At 40.0% G+C, this 18,136-nt stretch carries 13 protein-coding genes; 7 read left to right on the forward strand and 6 right to left on the reverse strand.

Going from position 1 to position 18,136, the window contains the following annotated elements:
• Positions 1–17: 17 nt before the first annotated feature.
• The 3 genes from rplA (at position 18) to JJN12_RS01425 (ending at position 4,537) form a co-directional block, all read left to right on the forward strand.
• Positions 18–713: a 50S ribosomal protein L1 gene (rplA, locus tag JJN12_RS01415; RefSeq protein ID WP_208428015.1), complete on the forward strand. Its 696-nt coding sequence runs from the start codon at positions 18–20 to the stop codon at positions 711–713.
• 239 nt (positions 714–952) lie between these two features.
• Positions 953–2,374, forward strand: coding sequence for an MATE family efflux transporter (locus JJN12_RS01420; protein ID WP_208428016.1), 1,422 nt, complete (start codon positions 953–955; stop codon positions 2,372–2,374).
• Between the two features lie 429 nt (positions 2,375–2,803).
• Positions 2,804–4,537, forward strand: coding sequence for an IS1634 family transposase (locus tag JJN12_RS01425; RefSeq protein ID WP_208428017.1), 1,734 nt, complete (start codon positions 2,804–2,806; stop codon positions 4,535–4,537).
• A gap of 249 nt (positions 4,538–4,786) precedes the next feature.
• Here JJN12_RS01425 and arsS read toward each other — a convergent pair whose 3' ends face one another.
• The 4 genes from arsS to JJN12_RS01445 all read right to left on the reverse strand — a co-directional run bounded on the left by arsS (position 4,787) and on the right by JJN12_RS01445 (position 7,225).
• Positions 4,787–5,752: an arsenosugar biosynthesis radical SAM (seleno)protein ArsS gene (arsS, locus tag JJN12_RS01430; protein ID WP_208428018.1), complete on the reverse strand. Its 966-nt coding sequence runs from the start codon at positions 5,750–5,752 to the stop codon at positions 4,787–4,789.
• Positions 5,753–5,948: 196 nt separating this feature from the next.
• Positions 5,949–6,287: an arsenosugar biosynthesis-associated peroxidase-like protein gene (locus JJN12_RS01435; protein WP_208428019.1), complete on the reverse strand. Its 339-nt coding sequence runs from the start codon at positions 6,285–6,287 to the stop codon at positions 5,949–5,951.
• Positions 6,288–6,388: 101 nt separating this feature from the next.
• A complete protein-coding gene (locus JJN12_RS01440; protein ID WP_208428020.1) occupies positions 6,389–6,826 on the reverse strand; it encodes a C-GCAxxG-C-C family protein in 438 nt (145 codons plus the stop codon).
• A gap of 111 nt (positions 6,827–6,937) precedes the next feature.
• On the reverse strand, positions 6,938–7,225 hold the full coding sequence (locus JJN12_RS01445; protein WP_208428021.1) for a DUF4491 family protein: 288 nt from the start codon (positions 7,223–7,225) through the stop codon (positions 6,938–6,940).
• A gap of 611 nt (positions 7,226–7,836) precedes the next feature.
• Between JJN12_RS01445 and JJN12_RS01450 the strand changes: the two genes are divergently transcribed.
• Both JJN12_RS01450 and JJN12_RS01455 read left to right on the forward strand, forming a co-directional pair.
• Entirely contained in the window at positions 7,837–9,555 is a 1,719-nt protein-coding gene (locus JJN12_RS01450; protein ID WP_208428022.1) for a hypothetical protein, read from the forward strand.
• 141 nt (positions 9,556–9,696) lie between these two features.
• On the forward strand, positions 9,697–10,095 hold the full coding sequence (locus tag JJN12_RS01455) for a hypothetical protein (protein WP_208428023.1): 399 nt from the start codon (positions 9,697–9,699) through the stop codon (positions 10,093–10,095).
• Between the two features lie 102 nt (positions 10,096–10,197).
• On the opposite strand, the gene JJN12_RS01460 is transcribed toward JJN12_RS01455, so the two are convergent.
• On the reverse strand, positions 10,198–11,193 hold the full coding sequence (locus tag JJN12_RS01460) for an NAD(+) diphosphatase (protein ID WP_208428024.1): 996 nt from the start codon (positions 11,191–11,193) through the stop codon (positions 10,198–10,200).
• Between the two features lie 311 nt (positions 11,194–11,504).
• Here JJN12_RS01460 and JJN12_RS01465 point away from each other — a divergent pair, with 311 nt between their 5' ends.
• Positions 11,505–13,499 carry a 2-isopropylmalate synthase gene (locus JJN12_RS01465; RefSeq protein WP_208428025.1) on the forward strand — a complete coding sequence of 665 codons (1,995 nt, stop codon included), beginning with the start codon at positions 11,505–11,507 and terminating at the stop codon, positions 13,497–13,499.
• Between the two features lie 127 nt (positions 13,500–13,626).
• Here the strand turns inward: JJN12_RS01465 and JJN12_RS01470 are convergent, their stop codons facing one another.
• On the reverse strand, positions 13,627–14,097 hold the full coding sequence (locus tag JJN12_RS01470; RefSeq protein ID WP_208428026.1) for a COG2426 family protein: 471 nt from the start codon (positions 14,095–14,097) through the stop codon (positions 13,627–13,629).
• A 370-nt stretch (positions 14,098–14,467) separates the two neighbouring features.
• Here JJN12_RS01470 and nifJ point away from each other — a divergent pair, with 370 nt between their 5' ends.
• A complete protein-coding gene (gene nifJ, locus JJN12_RS01475) occupies positions 14,468–18,007 on the forward strand; it encodes a pyruvate:ferredoxin (flavodoxin) oxidoreductase (RefSeq protein ID WP_208428027.1) in 3,540 nt (1,179 codons plus the stop codon).
• Positions 18,008–18,136: the final 129 nt, after the last annotated feature.

Genomic DNA, 18,136 nt, shown 5'->3' on the forward strand with positions numbered 1-18,136 from the left:
ACAGGAGGTTTTTAATAATGAAAAGAGGAAAGAAATATCAGGACGCAGCGAAGCTTGTTGAAAAGACTAAGGCTTACGATACAGAAGAAGCAGTAGAACTTGCAAAGAAGACAGCTGTGGCTAAATTCGATGAAACCATCGAAGCACATATCAGACTCGGTGTAGACGGTCGTCACGCTGATCAGCAGATCCGTGGTGCTGTAGTGCTTCCTCACGGAACAGGTAAGACTGTTCGTGTGCTTGTATTCGCAAAGGGTACAAAGCTTGATGAGGCTCAGGCAGCAGGAGCAGATTTTGTTGGTGGCGAAGAACTCATTCCAAAGATTCAGAACGAAGGTTGGTTCGATTTTGATGTAGTTGTAGCTACTCCTGACATGATGGGTGTTGTTGGTCGTCTTGGCCGTGTACTCGGACCTAAGGGACTTATGCCAAACCCTAAAGCAGGAACAGTAACTATGGATGTTACTCAGGCCGTTAACGATATTAAGGCAGGTAAGATTGAATACCGTCTTGATAAGGCCAATATTGTACATGTACCGGTTGGAAAGGCATCTTTTACTAAAGAGCAGCTCGCAGACAATTTCACAGCACTTATGAGCGCTATAATAAAGGCAAAGCCGGCTTCAGCCAAGGGCCAGTATTTAAGAAGTGTAACCATCGCTTCTACAATGGGCCCTGGTATCAAGATAAATACGTCTAAATTGGTAGGCTAATTAGTAAAAAGTTGACATTTAGGCAGTAAGAAGCCCTTATCCTTTACATCGCGCATATATGGCAGCCTGTTTGTATACAGGCTGCTTTTGTTAGAGGGGAAGTCCTTATGACTTCCCCTCTAACAAAAGCAGGACATATAAGCCGAATTTTGTCTGGCTAAACAGATTATTACTATCTAAAGATGCAGGAGAGAAGTAGAATCGATTTAATAAAGATATAAGTAGAAACGGAGGCAGACATGGGAATTAAAGAGAGTTTATTTAAGAAACTTGGTGGCGCAAAAGACATGACCGAAGGCAGCCCATCAAAGAGACTTATAGAGTTTTCCATCCCTCTCCTAATCGGGAATTTTGCCCAACAGCTATACAGTACAGTTGATTCTGTTATAGTTGGAAAATACGTGGGTGATGGGGCATTGGCTGCAATAGGTGCCAGCGGAGCTCTTGTGTTTCTTCTTATGGTGTTATTCATAGGCATTTCTATGGGAGCCGGTATCCTTGTATCTCAGTACTATGGGGCTAAGGATAAAGAAATGCTCTCAAAGACCATTGGAAATGCAATCATCTTAAATGCCATCATCAGCATCCTCATAATGATTGCAGGAAGTCTCTATATAAGGCCTTTTCTAGAGCTTTTAGGGACGCCTCACCAAATACTTGATATGGCAGTAAGCTATACAATGATTAGCTGTCTAGGCATCATGGGTACAAGCTACTATAACATTTTATCAGGTCTTCTAAGGGGAATGGGCGACTCAGTCATGCCACTTATCTACCTCATAGTATGCACCGTAGTAAACATCATTCTCGATATCATCTTTGTAGGACCGCTAGGGATGGGAGTTGCAGGAGCAGCCTATGCCACCATCATTTCACAGATTATATCTGCCATTCTCTGCTACCTCAGAATGCTTAAGATGAAGGATGTGCTTACCCTTGACAGACAGGCCTTTAAGCTAGATGGGACACTGTCAAGACATCTTATAAAGCTTGGACTTCCTGTTGGTATTACTCAGGCACTTTTTGCAATAGCCGCAATCTTTGTCCAGAATTTAACCAATACCTTCGGAACGGTATTTATAGCTGCATCTACAGTGGTAATGAGGGTAGACGGTTTTGCAATGCTTCCAAACTTCACCTTTGGTACTGCAATGACAACCTTTGTAGGACAGAATGTAGGAGCAATGAAGATAGACAGAGTTAGAAAAGGCACCAGGGATGGACTTAAAATCGGAGTGACTACCTCTGTCGTTTTAGTAGGGCTGATACTTATATTTGGAAAGTTCCTGATGGGGCTCTTTACCAATACAGAAGAAGTTATCGAAGTGAGTTATGAAATGATGTGTATACTTGGAATAGGCTATATAGGAGTCGCAATCAATCAGATACTTTCAGGAACCATCAGGGGAGCGGGAGATACGATGACTCCTATGTGGGTAGCACTTGCTACAACAACTGTTATAAGACTTCCAATTGCCTATGGAATGGCATATCTTACAAGAAGTGAGGCACTTCCAACGGGAGAACCAAGAAGCATATATTATTCTCTTGTGATTTCATGGGTGATGGGAGCCATCATTACAGCAGTCATATACAAGATAGGACGCTGGGCAAAGAGAGCAAGAATAGGCGGAAAGATAGTAGATATATCGAATATGTAGAAATTCTGTATTCTAATAAGACCTGGCAACCCGTAAAGATTCAATGAAAATAAAAACCGCACCTGGTTGAAGGGTGCGGTTTTTTGGTTGATAGATTTAACGAAATCTTTTGTTTAGGATTGCTCCTTATCATGAGTATAATTAATAAATGAGTGCATTTCAAGGATTAATGCCTAACTTATAAAAGTTCTAGAAAAATTGCAAATTAATTGCTGTTTTATCTAGAAAAAATGAAAAAAGAGCTCTAACCGAGCTCTATATATAAGTGGCACCGCCACTTTACGGGAGTTTGACACTTACTCATAACACCAAATTTAAATAATCCTTTATTTAAGCCAACTAAGGCTTATTTTTTTGTCAAATTTTTTCAAATTTTATGTGGCTATATGTGTCTATATATGATATAATGGGAGGTGGAGGTATGATACTATGAAACTTACAAAGTCTTCTTCAAAAAATTCAACTACATACTATGTTCAAAAGTCATATAGGATAGGTGATAAAACATCCACAAAGACAGTAGAACGCCTTGGCTCTATTGAAGAGCTAAAGGCTCGAGCGGGTGATAAGGATCCTATTGAATGGGCAAAGGAGTATGTTAAAAAACTTACCCTTTCTGAAAAAGAATCTAGGAAAGATATCACCGTTAAGTACTCCGGAAGCAGGCAGATTGATAAAAATATCAGGAAATCTGTTAATGTGGGCTATCTTTTCCTAAAGAAGATTTACAACGAACTAAGGCTTCCTAAAGTAGTAGAGGAAATATCTGAGAAATATAAGATAACATATGACTTAGATGACATTTTTTCTTCCCTCCTTTATACAAGAATTCTTTCACCGTCTTCAAAGGAAGCTTCGTTCCACTATGCAGAAAATTTCCTGGAGAAGAGGAACTTTGACCTTCATCAGGTTTATCGTGCTCTTGAAGTTCTTGCAAAGGAAAATGACCTGATACAAAAAAAACTTTATGAAAACTCCATGTCTGTTATAGAGAGAAATAAACATATCCTTTACTACGACTGTACTAACTTCTATTTTGAAACAGAGGAAGAAGATGGCTTTCGGAAATATGGCATCTCCAAAGAACACAGACCAAACCCTATTGTTCAGATGGGCTTGTTTATGGATGCTGACGGCATTCCACTTGCCTTCTCCATGTTTCCAGGCAACCAGAACGAACAGCCGTCTCTTGCACCTTTAGAGAAGAAGATCATATCAGATTTCGGTATCGATAAACTTGTTGTATGTACTGACTCTGGTCTCTCGTCTGCACCAAACAGGAGATTCAATGATACAAAAAAGCGAAAGTTTATCACTACGCAGTCAATTAAAAAGTTAAAAGACTTCTTAAAAGAGTTCTGCCTTTCAGATGAGGGGTGGAGAAAGACAGGAAGTAAAAAAACTTACAGAATAAGTGAGCTTGATCCTGTAGAAGACTACCATACTACCTTCTATAAAGACAGGTGGATTAATGAAGACGGCCTTGAACAGCATCTTATTATTACATTTTCTCTAAAATACCAGGCTTACCAGAGAAAAATACGAGGAAGACAGATTGAAAAAGCGAGCAGTTGTCTTGACCACCCTTCAACCCTTACAAAAAGGTCCGCAAACGATTATAAACGCCTATTATCACAAGAGCATATCACAAGGCATGGGGAGATGGCAGAAAAATCCCTCATAAAGTTAGATATGAAGAAGATCGCTGAGGAAGAACTGTATGATGGCTTTTATGCTGTATGTACAAACCTTGAAGACAATGCAGAATCTATCGTTAGAATCAACCACAAGCGCTGGGAAATCGAAGAGTGCTTTCGTATTATGAAAACCGAATTTAAGGCAAGGCCTGTTTACCTCTCAAGAGAAGACAGAATTAAGGCTCATTTCCTAACTTGTTATGCTTCCCTTGTACTATATCGGATTCTGGAGAAGAGGCTTACAGCGCAGTCCCCTGAAGTAAGCTTTTCATGTCATGAGATCATACAAACACTTAGAAATATGAACATGCTGGTATCTCTGGGTGATGGATATATTCCCGTTTATGAAAGAACAGACCTTACAGATGCATTACATGAAATTTCAGGTTTCAGAACTGACTTAGAGATTGTGTCAAACAGAAATATGAAAAAAATTTTTACAAAGATGAAAAAAGAAGAAAAATAGCCACATTTTCTTGCATATATAAAGGCTCTAAAACCTAGATTATAAAATGGATTAGAGCCTTTTTGATTGTTACAAGTGTCAAAGATGGGAGTATAATTAATAAATGAGTGCATTTCAAGGATTAATGCCTAACTTATAAAAGTTCTAGAAAAATTGCAAATTAATTGCTGTTTTATCTAGAAAAAATGAAAAAAGAGCTCTAACCGAGCTCTATATATAAGTGGCACCGCCACTTTAGAGTGAACCACCTCAGCTGGAGCCTGCTCCTGCAGTACAGGCATAGCAGTGCTTATCTACCAGGATGGTTCTCTTTTTATAAGGCTTTCCAAGCAAATCAAATATTGTCTTTTCAGGCTGTAAGCAGGGAAGACCAGCAGCAAGATTAAAGTCACAGTCGTATACCTTTCCATCATAGTCTACAGATAGCTGAAAACGGCACATTATAGACTTAGCGGCTTCAGGGTTAAAGGCTTCATACAGCTTCTTAAGGTAGCTCTCAAGATTGTGTGTCCTTGCGAGAAAGGCACCAAAGCGTCCTAAAGGATTGTTGTAGAGAGTATACAGGGAATTGAAACTAATACCAAAGTCAGCATCAAGCCTCTCCTTATACTCCTTTTCCATGGCTGTCTGGTCAGGTGGGAAGAAGGCTCCTGCAGGATTGTAGACAAGATTAAGCACAAGTCTTTCATCCCTTCCGTAACCAAGTTCATTGAGACGCCTGAGAACAGTTATAGCCCTTTCAAATGCCATATCTCCCCTTACCCTATTCATCTCTGCAGCGCGGTAATAAGGGAGGGAACAGACTATTTCAACACAGTTTTTGGCAAAAAATTCAGGCAGGTCAGTATATCCCTCCTCCAAAAGTATCACAAGATTAGTGCGGACTATTACTTTTTTAGCAAATTTCGCAGCCTCTTCTACAAGATAGCGAAGATTAGGATTCATTTCAGGAGCACCACCGGTAATATCTATAGTAGATATATTCTGTTCTTTAGCATAGGTAAGGGCAGCATCCATAACCTCCTTTGACATTTCCTCTGTCCTTGCAGGACTGCTTAGAACGTGGCAATGCTTACAGGCAAGATTGCACCTTCTTCCTATATTCATCTGAAGTACATCCAGCGAATCAGCTGTATGGAGACAGGATCTGTCTACGGTTTCTTTGAAATCAGGTACAGAAGTAATATCTGCAAAACTACGGATAATATCGTCCATTGGTATCTCCTTTAATTGATGCTATATAAAAAGAACTGTCATAACAGGCCCTTGGCTTATTATGACAGAACTATGATTACATATTAAAGCTAAAACGTCATAAGAGAGCAAACGCATTTAACATAATAACAAAAATGTCTGTGATTTGCAAATCTTCTAAGAAAACCTTTGCTTAAGCTCGGAGCATAATACATAATTAGAACTCGAGCTTCTCAACGATATTCTTAGCCTGTACACCATGTACAAGGGAAGCGCCGCCTCTTATAGCAGCTGCTACATGGATAGCTTCCATAATCTGCTCTTTATTCACACCTTTATTGAGGCAGTCATTGGTGTAAGCGTCTATGCAGTATGGACACTGAACTGTATGTGCTACTGCAAGTGCGATAAGAGACTTTTCTCTTGCGGTAAGAGCACCTTCTGCAAATACAGCATTGTAGTACTCGAAGAACTTCTCTCCTGCGTGAGTTGTAGGTGTTTCACCTGCTACCGAACCAAACTTTGCTAAATCTTCCGGATTGTAATAAGTTTCCATAATAACCTCCTCATAATAATTTGATCGCATCATTTACTAAATATCAAGCCCTCTTAAATATGGCAAATAAGAGGTCTATATACTATTGTGAATGATAGATTTTAGTTTTCCATCTCGTCTAAGATGTCTAGGGCAGTCCTAACAAAGCGGGGACAGGCTTCAAAGAGAATTCCGCTTTCAAATATCTTAGGAACATCCTCTGGCTTTGAGAAGTCTAAGCCTAGCAATTCTCTGCAAGAGCAATGGCTATGAGCCTTTTTGAACTTCTCTAAGAACTCAGCCCTCTTAGCGTTAAGTATATCCTTTTGTTCCTGTTGGTTCTCACCGGTATTGCCGTACTTCATACCAAGTACCAGCATTCCACCTATAATTGCACCACAGGTTTCGCCCACACCAAGTCCTCCGCCAAAGGCTGAAGAGACTTTTATGGCATCTTCCTTTGACATACCAAGTCTGTCTGCCCACTCTCCCATAATAATCTGGGAACAGTCAACTCCGTTAATAAAGGAATTAGCTATCATTTCTTTGGTTAACTCCATATTCCCTCCTTAAAGATGAGTTTGTAATATTGTATCATAATATTTGAATTAAGTCTGTTACTATAAACAAACACAATAAATAGGCGGATTTATAATGTAAATAAATATATATTAGTATCTTCTTTTAGGATTTTTTGGAAACCAACCTTTTTTAACCCTATCCTCCTGCTCAAAGAGTTCTCTTATACTCCATAGACAGGAAATACCAAAGACTGCAATCAGGGAACTGATGACAGGACTACTTATAAATAATGAGATGAAGAGAGAAGCAATTCCTGTAGCTAAGAACAGAGGCCAGATTTTCTTTGAAAAATAATACTCCCCCTTTACTACAATGACGTGAAAAACTCCAATGAGCAAAAAAGTAGCTACACCGAGAATTAGACCTGAATAATTCATGTTATCCTCCATAAACTAAGTTTACATATATTGATGGCTCGACTTCGCTAAGTGCTTAGATATCACTCGCACTAAACTAACACTTCACCTGACGTCTCGTATTCATTAAGTGCTCAAATTATATCATAATAACCCATAAATTAACAGTATGTTTATTTGGTGATGTTTTGTCAAGAATATTATTATATGGAAAAATATAACACAGAAAGCGTAGATTAGAATAGAACACATAAAAGACGAAAAAAAGACTTGCATTTAAGTGATGATGGGTGTATAGTATAGTTGTGGTTACAAAATACATAGGGACATCAATTAAGTCATTCAATTTGAAACCAACAAATTTAAATGCACACAAGACTTTAGCACTCTTTATTAAGAAGCGCCCGAGAGGGGTTATTTAGAAAAATAAAAAAAGTTTCAAAAAGGTGTTAAGTTTTTTATCTCCCGTTCCGATATAGTATGTGTAAGTCAAAAAAACTATAAACTACGTTATACGGATTATCTTAGCGTACATAGGATATGATGTTAACCAGCCAGGGATGGCGACTAGGGAGACTGTCTTAGCGTACATAGGATGAGGTCCCGACAATAATAAGGAGGTTATTAGAATTATGAATTTCAAGAAAACAATCGCAAAGTCACTCGTTGTAGCAATGGCATTAGGTATGGTGCCTGTAGCTAACTTACAGACAGCTAAGGCTGCTGCTACTTTTACTTTCAAAGGTACTGAAGGAACCGCAACTGTTAATGGTGCGAAGTTCTGGGGTATTGCTAAGGAAGATAAGAAAGGCGGCAAGGACAGCGTAGAAATCGGTGGCAAGAAATATAAGATAACAAATGTACAGGATATCGCTGGTATGATAGATGTATATGCTGCCCTTAAGGGTAAGGCTGGTATTATAGCAGCTGGTGATACACCTACTCCTGACAGCAACTGGAATGTACTTTCACTTGATGCAGCTGATAACACTTTCAAGGTGCAGTTTGTAGCTAGTACAAGTGCTGTAAAGGGTACAAAACCAGCAAATGCATTAGGTGGTGAATTTGGATATCTTTTTGCTACTAAGGGTAAGAAAGGTGCTGAGGAAGAAGTTAACTTAAAGACTGATGCTGAAAAAGTTGAAGTTAAGTTGAATGATGGTAACTGGCAGACATTTAAGGCATTTATTGGAGGAGAGCCATCTGCGGACACTGTAAATACAAAGCTTAGGGCTCTTGGTCAGAGTGGTTCTTCACTTTCTTTCAGAATAATGGGAACAAATACTGCTTGGGCTAGTAAAGAGTCTAAGTTAAAAATTGCTACACAGGGCAATGCTCCTGCTGCAAAGGTAGATGTAACCAAAGAGACTACAAGCATTAAAAACGGTGTAGAATGGCAGGTAGTTGAGGCAGGTGCAGCTGCTGATGCAACTAAGTGGAAGTTATCTACAAGCAAGAAGGGACTTACCTTAGATGAACTTAAATTAGATGCAACTAAGGATCAGGATTTACTTGTAAGAACTGGCGCTACTGCTAAGAAGATTGCTTCTAAGGTTGGCAGAGTGACTCTTAAGAAACCTGAGAGTGCTTTAACTGTTGGTACAAGTAACGAGATAACAGGAACGGGTGCTGCTATCAATGTTGGTGGGAAGACTGGTGTTATCGTTAGCTCAACTCTTGCTTATGACATTACAAAGGGTCTTTTACTTCAGAACGTAAGCAACAAGGACATTGAGTATGCTTTAGTTCCTTCAACAGGTGACACATCTAAGTTTAAGTGGAGCGTACTTAAGGCTTCTAAGGATCCTGTAAAGAAACCTACCAAGGCTAACCTTAAGTATTCAAAGGATGAGAAGGCTAATACCTGGACAGAAGGAAAGACTAAGCTCTTCTTAAGACTTTCAGGCGTTAAGCAGGATAAGAATGGTGTTGCAACCAGATCTGGTGTTTCTGCAGGTGCTATCATAAAGATTGCTAACATCGCACAGAATGTTACATTTGAGAGCGGAAGCTCAAGTGATACAGTTAAGTCTACAATCAACGCTTCTGCTACAACAGCAGCTATTCAGATTGCTACAGGAACTGCTGCAACCTTCACTATCAATGCTAAGGTTGATAAGGTTGTAAATCCTAAGGGTGGTTCACCTAAGGTTAAGGTTGTTAAGGCTTTACCAAAGGGCGTTACTTACAAAGTAGGTAAGGTTGACGGAGCTACAGGTAAGTTCACAATCACTGTAAACGTATCTAATAAGGCATTTACAGGCGCTGAGATAAGTGCAGATGCTGAGTATGGTCTTACATATGAAGGCGCTAACAGCGGATTCAAGATTACCTTCGCTAAGAAGAACTAATTTGATTCCCAATCAAAAAACTAAATTATAATAATTTGCCCCAACCGGAGTTGACGGTTGGGGTTTTTTTAGACCTTTTATAAATCCTAAAAGCATGATATACTATAAATGACTATTCCAAGGTTCGCTAAGAATCAACATATGAACAACAAAGACAAAGCAGAAAAACTGCTAGAGGACTACAATGATGTATTTGCAGATATTGTAAATACCTTACTTTTTGATGGAGTAAATGTGATTAAAGAGGACTCGCTTGAGGATATTATAGAAAAAATTACAACAAAAAATGGAAGTGAGGTGAAAACTATGACGGGAGGACCACTTAGCCAGTTGTACCATAAGGGTGTAAGAGAAGGTAGAGAAGAAGGCAGAGAAGAAGGTATGGAACAAGGTGTCAACGAGACTCTGCTAAAGGTCTACATTAACTGCCGTAAAAAAGGCATGTCTATTGAAGAGAGCGAAGACATAGTTCACTTTGCAGACAGAGAAAGCCTTGACAAGGCAGAAGAGGAATTTCAGAGAATGAATTCTGAAAATTAAATAAGCAAAGAGGAATTTAGAAGGGGCTGTCACAATAGGGATGAAACCATACTGCAAATTATGTTTGTAATCGGTTCAATCCTTTGTAGCAGCCCCTTTATGTTAATTTTTATACCATCTTTCATCCAGCTTCCTATCTGCAAAATGATTTATCATTTCTTCTGTAAGACTTACGCCTTCATGCATCTGCACTATATCCTCAGGATAAAACCAGGTGCCTTCTTTAAGCTCTTCAGTCTCAAGTATAACCTCGTCACTTCCATCAACCTCTGCGAAAAATCCTGCAAGTAGTGAAGAAGAAGCCGACCAGGGCTGGCTTTTGTAAAAGGTTATATTCTTAAGTCTAAGACCAACCTCTTCGTATGCTTCCCTTGCAGCACTTTCTTCAAGGGTTTCCCCTATTTCTGTAAAACCGGCTACCAGAGCGTAGCGGTCATAACCCTTGTTAGCATACTTTGTAAGTAAAATCCTGCCCTTATGAATAATGCCTACTATTACTCCGGGGCAGATTTTAGGGTATATCATATTGCCACAATCAGGGCACTTAAGCATTCTCTCCTTGCTATCGTGTATAGTAAGTGCGCCACACCTGCCACAATGTCTGTTATCTCTGTACCAGCTATATAGCTGCCAGGCTGTTATGACAGCAAAGGAGGTAGAAAGAGGTATAAGGGAGCGAAACTTAGAGGCAGGTATATAGTAAAGTCCATCTGTACTATAATCATCTGACTCACTATTACCGGAATTCTCCCTATCTTTGATACTTGAATAAGCCAGACCTGTTCCTTTAAGTAATGAAGCATCGACAAGAAGGAAAAACTCACGGTTTTCGCCATCAATATCCATCTTAAAAAGATATATTAGCTTATTCTCTGCGACGCTAAGAGTCTTTCTGATTTCCTTAAAGGTAAGAAGCTTCCATACCACCTCTTCACTTCCTGCCTTGCCGGGGATAGCACTTTCAAGACTTGCAACGTTTCCTTCGGCGTGGCAAAGAAGTTCATTATTATGAAAATGCAGTATAAAACTATCGTCAGAAGGTTTAGCCTCTGCCCTGTAACTGTTGTCATAGCTATTATTTAAGTAATCCTGTATCATATTCATCCTCTTTCAAGAGTGTCTAATACTTTTGACACCCACATCATACATTGTAGCACTAAAACAAAGAGATACAAGTGCTATAAGTATTTAAATTTTCTACATAGATACTTGAAGAGATAATTCTTAATCTGATTAAAATATATCAATAAAATAGTTAAAATATTACCTTGCCGATTAAGGCGAAAATATGTTATATTAAAATATATCAATAAGATTGAGCTGAATAGTTTGTGATTGAAGCCGCCTTTTTATGAGTATAAGTGAAGTTACAGACTATCTAATAAATAAATTGCACACATGGAGAGAATATGAAAAACTACAATAAGTATCAGAGAAACTATTTTATGCCTAAACATCCTACCTATGACTGGGTGAAGAAAGAGTATATAGAAAAGCCGCCAATTTGGTGCTCGGTTGACCTAAGAGATGGTAATCAGGCTCTCATTGAGCCTATGGATCTTGAAGAAAAGCTGGAATTTTTCAAACTCTTGGTGGATATCGGGTTTAAGGAGATAGAGGTTGGCTTTCCTGCCGCATCTGAGACAGAGTATAATTTTATGCGAGCCCTTATAGAAAGAAACCTTATTCCGGAAGATGTGACGGTTCAGGTGCTTACACAGGCGAGGGAGCATATTATCAAAAGAACATTTGAGGCGGTAAAGGGTGCTCCTCACGCAGTCATCCATGTGTACAATTCTACATCTGTAGCACAGAGAGAGCAGGTATTTGCAAAGGATAAGGAAGAGGTTAAGCAGATAGCTATTAAGGGGGCTAAGTTACTTAAAAAGCTTGCAGCAGAAACAGAGGGAGATTTTTCATTTGAATATTCTCCTGAAAGCTTTACAGGTACTGAGGTAGAGTATGCCCTTGAGGTGGTAAATGCAGTTATAGATGTGTGGGAGCCTGACGTGAATAACAAGGTCATCATTAACATTCCTGCTACGGTTGAACTTTCTCTTCCACATGTATTTGCAACACAGGTAGAATATATTCACAAGCATCTAAACTGCAGAGAAGGGGTGATATTGAGCCTTCATCCACATAATGACAGAGGAACGGGAGTTGCCATAGCAGAGCTTGGCATACTTGCCGGTGCAGATAGAATAGAAGGTACACTATTTGGCAATGGTGAGCGTACCGGCAATGTGGATATCATCACTCTCGCGATGAATATATATTCACACGGAGTAGACCCGGGTCTTGATTTTTCAAAGTTAAACTTTATTAAAGAGGAATATGAGAAACTTACAAGAATGCAGGTTTCTCCAAGGCACCCTTATGCGGGAGAGCTTGTATTTACAGCATTTTCAGGTTCACATCAGGATGCTATATCTAAAGGCTTCGCTTATAGAGAAAAACACAAAAAAGATAAGTGGACAGTGCCATATCTTCCTATTGATCCTAAGGATATAAATAGGAGCTATGATGCAGACGTTATCCGCATCAACAGCCAGTCGGGCAAGGGTGGAGTAAGCTATATATTAAAGACAAATTATGGTATAGAAGTACCTAAGAATATGCAGGAAGAGCTTGGTTATACAGTTAAGTCGGTATCTGACCACGAACATGCCGAGCTTTCTGCTGATAGAATTTATAGTATTTTCTATAACAAATATGTAAATAACCACGAAGTATTTAGTGTAACTGATGCCGAGTTTGTTCAGGGAGGCGGATTCCTTGCAACCATTAATATAAGCCATGGTGGAAGGGAGCATGTGGTAAAGGCGAACGGCAATGGCCGACTCGATGCAGTGGCCAATGCCTTAAGACAGTATTTTGGCATAGAGTATGAGCTTACAGATTATGAAGAACACGCGCTTACAGGTAGTTCCGCATCTAAGGCCGTGACCTTTGTAGGCATAGTCTGTGGTGATAAAAAGTATTGGGGAGTCGGTATAGACGAAGATATTATTAAAGCTTCAATAGACGCACTTGTATCCGCACTTAACCAGTCTGAACAGCTAAAATATGTGGAAGAGAGGGAAGAGAGATTAACGGATATCCTCAACATTATTCAAGAAAATTATAAGGAGGTTACACTTGACTATATAGCAAAGAAGACCTTCCTTTCAAAACCTTATCTCTCAAAATATATAAGGACAAAGGCAGGTATGCCTTTTGGAGATATTGTACGACTTACCAGGCTTAAGAAAGCAAAGGCATTCTTACTGGGAGGCAATATGAAGATTGAAACAATTTCAGAGGCAATCGGATACCCTAATGTGGAGCATTTTATAAGGCTGTTTAAGAGGGAGTATGGAAAGACACCTGCCCAGTTTAGAAATGAAGCAAATAAAAAATAAAACAGCAAACAAATTCAAAAACTGCCCTTAGAAGACCTTTTTGGTATTCCAGGGGCAGTTTTACATGAAAACACCTTTTAGAAATCTAACACAATTATTGCTGTTTTTACATAGATTTAAGGCTTAATTATCGCGTGAGGAAAGACAGTGCACCAAGGCTTACCACCATCATGATTATGCCTGCAAGAAGTACTCCGGCAAGTACGGCTATAGTCCCCTTTTTAATGTTTATACCTAAGAGGCTCGCTGCAAGACTGCCTGTCCACGCACCTGTGCCCGGTATCGGGATGCCCACAAAGAGCGTGAGGGCAATAAAAAGTCCAAAGCCTGCTTTGTTTTCAAGCTTCTCCCCTGCTCTATAGCCTTTTTCAAGGAAAAAATGACACATTTTCCCTATGTATGCCTTATCCTTTCCCCAATGTAAGAACTTGCTTGCAAAGAGGAAGATTAAGGGAACAGGAACCATGTTTCCGATTATGGAAATGACATAGGCTGTTAGAGGAGGAACGCCTATTGCGGTTGCAAAGGGAATCGCTCCTCTTAGCTCGATTATAGGAAGCATTGATATAAAAAATACCTGTAAATATTTAATAAGCATGGCCGCTCGCTTTCTTTTTTTATAATGTTTTTAGATTATAACATCTAATCATATTAGTGTCAAAAGAATAAAAAGTAAGAGCAGATTTGCCTGCCGGAGAAGTCATTATCTTTATAATAATTTCCTCTTTAAAAAGGGAAAATAAGGTTGAAGATGTCGATAATGATAGCTATTATCAAAATTATTCAATAATTATTGAGAAATTACATCAATTAACACAAATTGCACAATAAAAATACATGATTTGGCTTTACATAATTAAACTTAAATAGTAGAATTAAAGATATGTAATAAAGCTTGAAACAAATACTTCGTTATTACGGATTGTTTTTGTTGTCATCAATAATATTTATTATTTAAGGAGGCTACTATGGCTAGATCAATGAAAACTATGGATGGAAATACCGCAGCCGCTCACGTATCCTATGCGTTTACCGATGTGGCAGCTATCTATCCTATCACCCCTTCTTCACCTATGGCAGACTACACAGACCAGTGGGCTACCCAGGGAAGAAAGAATATCTTCGGACACGAAGTAATCATGTCTGAGATGCAGTCTGAAGGTGGTGCTGCCGGTGCTGTGCATGGTTCTTTGCAGGCAGGTGCGTTAACCACAACCTATACAGCTTCTCAGGGACTTTTACTTATGCTCCCTAATATGTACAAGATTGCAGGTGAGTTACTTCCTGCAGTATTCCATGTATCAGCCCGTGCGCTTGCAAGCCACGCACTTTCTATATTTGGAGATCATTCGGATGTTTACGCCTGTCGTCAGTCAGGCTTTGCAATGCTTTGCTCAAACAGTGTACAGGAAGTTATGGACCTTGGTGCGGTAGCACATCTTAGTACTATCGAGAGCCGTGTTCCATTCCTTCACTTCTTCGATGGTTTTAGAACATCACACGAGATTCAAAAGATTGAAACCTGGGATTATGATGACCTTAAGGATATGTGTAATATGGATGCAGTTGCTGCATTTAGAAATAAGTCACTCAATCCTAACCGTCCTCAGCAGAGAGGTACAGCTCAGAACCCTGACATCTTCTTCCAGGCAAGAGAGGCTTCTAACCGTTTCTATGATGTAGTACCTGAAGTTGTTCAGAACTACATGGACAAGGTTAACGCTAAGATTGGTACTAACTACAAGCTTTTCAACTACTATGGTGCAGAAGATGCAGACAGAGTAATCATCGCTATGGGTTCTGTTTGTGAGACTATAGACGAGACTATCGATTATATGAACGCTAACGGACATAAGGTTGGTGTTGTTAAGGTACGCCTTTACAGACCTTTCTCAGCTAAGCACCTTATCGCTGCTATCCCTGAGACAGTTAAGCACATCATCGTTCTTGACCGTACAAAGGAGCCTGGTTCTCTTGGTGAGCCACTTTACCTTGATGTTGTGGCATCTCTTCGTGGAACTAAGTTTGAGTCTTGTCTTGTTACCACAGGCCGTTACGGTCTTGGTTCAAAGGATACTACTCCTGCTCAGATTATCGCAGCTTACAAGAATACTGAAAAGCCAAGATTTACCATAGGTATCAAGGATGATGTAACCAATCTCTCACTTGAGATCACCGAGAATCCATCTACTGCTCCTGAAGGAACAACCTCTTGTAAGTTCTGGGGACTTGGTGCAGACGGTACTGTTGGTGCTAATAAGAACTCAGTTAAGATTATCGGTGACCACACGGATAAATATGCTCAGGCTTACTTTGATTATGATTCAAAGAAGTCAGGTGGTGTAACCATTTCTCACCTTCGTTTCGGTGATAAGAAGATTAACTCTACCTACCTTATCAACAAGGCAGACTTCGTTGCCTGTCATAATCCTTCATACGTGCGTAAGTACGATATGGTTCAGGATATTAAGGATGGCGGAACCTTCCTTCTTAACTGCCCATGGGATGTAAATGAGCTTTCAGAGCGTCTTCCGGGACAGGCTAAGAAATACATCGCTGATCACAATATTAAGCTTTATACAATTGACGGTATCAAGATTGGTAAGGAAATCGGTCTTGGTGGACGTATCAATACAGTACTTCAGGCAGCTTTCTTTAAGCTTGCTAACATCATTCCTATCGAGGATGCTGTTGAGTATATGAAGGCAGCAGCAAAGGCTTCTTACCAGAAGAAGGGTGACGATGTAGTGCAGATGAACTACAATGCTATTGATGCCGGTGTTGCAGGCGTAGTTGAGGTTAAGGTTCCTGAGGACTGGAAGAATGCGGTAGCCGAGGATATCTCAGAGAAGGCTGATGCAGGTCTTGAGAACGTTGTTCACTATGTAAATACAATTCAGAATAAGGTAAATGCACAGGCAGGTAACACACTTCCTGTATCTGCTTTTGTAGAGTATGCTGATGGTACTACACCTTTAGGCTCAGCTGCTTACGAGAAGAGAGGTATAGCAGTAGAAGTTCCTGTATGGAATAAGGATTCCTGTTTACAGTGTAACCTCTGTTCTTATGTATGTCCTCACGCAGCAATACGTCCTGCAGTAATGGACGAGGAAGAAGCGGCAAAGGCCCCTGAATCTATGAAGATGGTAGACATGAAGGGTATGCCTGGCAAGAAGTTTGCAGTTACAGTTTCTGTACTTGACTGTACAGGCTGCGGTTCTTGTGTAAATGTCTGCCCAGAGGTTAAGGGACATAAGACACTTTCACTTTCAGCTCTTGATACACAGCTTGTAGAGCAGAAGAGCTTTGACTATGGCAGGACTCTTGAGCTCCATGAAGATGTACTTGAGAAATTCAATGCAGTTACACCAAAGGGAAGCCAGTTCAGACAGCCTTACCTTGAGTTCTCAGGTGCTTGTGCAGGCTGCGGCGAGACTCCTTACGCTAAACTCGTTACACAGATGTTCGGTGACAGAATGTTAATCGCCAATGCAACAGGTTGTTCTTCAATCTGGGGCGGTTCTTCACCTGCTAACCCATATACAGTTGATAAGAGAGGCAGAGGTCCTGCTTGGGCTAACTCACTCTTCGAGGATAATGCTGAGTATGGTTACGGTATGGCACTCGGTTCAGAGGCTCTTAGAATGAGAGTTATCGACAATGCTGAGAAGCTTATGGACAAGGTAGATGGAGATACAAAGGAATTAATTCAGAAGTATCTTGATACAAGAGATAATTCAGGTGAGAACAGCGTAGCAGCAAGAAGAATGATTCAGGCTCTTACAGCTTGTAACGTAGAAGCAGAAGAGAAGGATTATATCTTAGACAATGCTGATTATGCAGGCAAGAAGAGCCAGTGGATCTTCGGTGGAGACGGCTGGGCTTACGATATCGGTTACGGCGGTCTTGACCACGTACTCGCATCAAACAGAGATGTGAACGTATTCGTATTCGATACTGAGGTTTACTCAAATACAGGTGGACAGGCTTCTAAGGCTACTCCTACAGGTGCTGTTGCACAGTTTGCAGCAGGTGGTAAGGAAGTAAGAAAGAAGAACCTTGCTGAGATAGCTATGGGTTATGGTTACATCTATGTAGCCATGGTAGCCATGGGTGCTGATTACAACCAGTGTGTAAAGGCTATTGCAGAGGCTGAGGCATATCCTGGTCCATCACTTATCATTGGTTATGCTCCTTGTATAAGCCACGGTATCAAGGGCGGTATGAGAGTTTCTATGACTCAGGAGAAGAGAGCCGTTCAGTCAGGTTACTGGAGCCTCTTCCGTTACAACCCACTTCTTGCAGAAGAAGGAAAGAACCCATTCACAATGGATTCAAAAGAGCCTACATTAAGCTATAGAGAGTTCATTGAGACAGAGGTTCGTTACAACAGACTTCTTAGAAGCAATCCTGAGAAGGCAGAAGAGTTATTCAAGCGTTCTGAGAAAGAAGCTAAGTTCAGACTTGAGACATTCAAGAGAAGAACTACCTGGAATGTAGAGGAATAATCTCGAAATACTCAGATAAATCTGTCTTTGACAGTTACGGCGTAAGCCCCGAATTTGAGGGGCTTACGCTGATTTTTTATATAAAATACCGCCATATTATTAGAATAAAGTATAAATAAAATCATATAT

The sequence above is a fragment of the Catonella massiliensis genome, assembly GCF_016651435.1.
In the GTDB taxonomy this organism is placed as follows: domain Bacteria; phylum Bacillota; class Clostridia; order Lachnospirales; family Lachnospiraceae; genus Catonella; species Catonella massiliensis.

What these genes read in the sequence shown, in the direction of transcription:
- rplA (WP_208428015.1), top strand. Translation starts at nt 18, where the DNA reads ATGAAAAGAGGAAAGAAATATCAGGACGCAGCGAAGCTTGTTGAAAAG.
- JJN12_RS01420 (WP_208428016.1), top strand. Translation starts at nt 953, where the DNA reads ATGGGAATTAAAGAGAGTTTATTTAAGAAACTTGGTGGCGCAAAAGAC.
- JJN12_RS01425 (WP_208428017.1), top strand. Translation starts at nt 2,804, where the DNA reads ATGAAACTTACAAAGTCTTCTTCAAAAAATTCAACTACATACTATGTT.
- arsS (WP_208428018.1), bottom strand. Translation starts at nt 5,752, where the DNA reads ATGGACGATATTATCCGTAGTTTTGCAGATATTACTTCTGTACCTGAT.
- JJN12_RS01435 (WP_208428019.1), bottom strand. Translation starts at nt 6,287, where the DNA reads ATGGAAACTTATTACAATCCGGAAGATTTAGCAAAGTTTGGTTCGGTA.
- JJN12_RS01440 (WP_208428020.1), bottom strand. Translation starts at nt 6,826, where the DNA reads ATGGAGTTAACCAAAGAAATGATAGCTAATTCCTTTATTAACGGAGTT.
- JJN12_RS01445 (WP_208428021.1), bottom strand. Translation starts at nt 7,225, where the DNA reads ATGAATTATTCAGGTCTAATTCTCGGTGTAGCTACTTTTTTGCTCATT.
- JJN12_RS01450 (WP_208428022.1), top strand. Translation starts at nt 7,837, where the DNA reads ATGAATTTCAAGAAAACAATCGCAAAGTCACTCGTTGTAGCAATGGCA.
- JJN12_RS01455 (WP_208428023.1), top strand. Translation starts at nt 9,697, where the DNA reads ATGAACAACAAAGACAAAGCAGAAAAACTGCTAGAGGACTACAATGAT.
- JJN12_RS01460 (WP_208428024.1), bottom strand. Translation starts at nt 11,193, where the DNA reads ATGATACAGGATTACTTAAATAATAGCTATGACAACAGTTACAGGGCA.
- JJN12_RS01465 (WP_208428025.1), top strand. Translation starts at nt 11,505, where the DNA reads ATGAAAAACTACAATAAGTATCAGAGAAACTATTTTATGCCTAAACAT.
- JJN12_RS01470 (WP_208428026.1), bottom strand. Translation starts at nt 14,097, where the DNA reads ATGCTTATTAAATATTTACAGGTATTTTTTATATCAATGCTTCCTATA.
- nifJ (WP_208428027.1), top strand. Translation starts at nt 14,468, where the DNA reads ATGGCTAGATCAATGAAAACTATGGATGGAAATACCGCAGCCGCTCAC.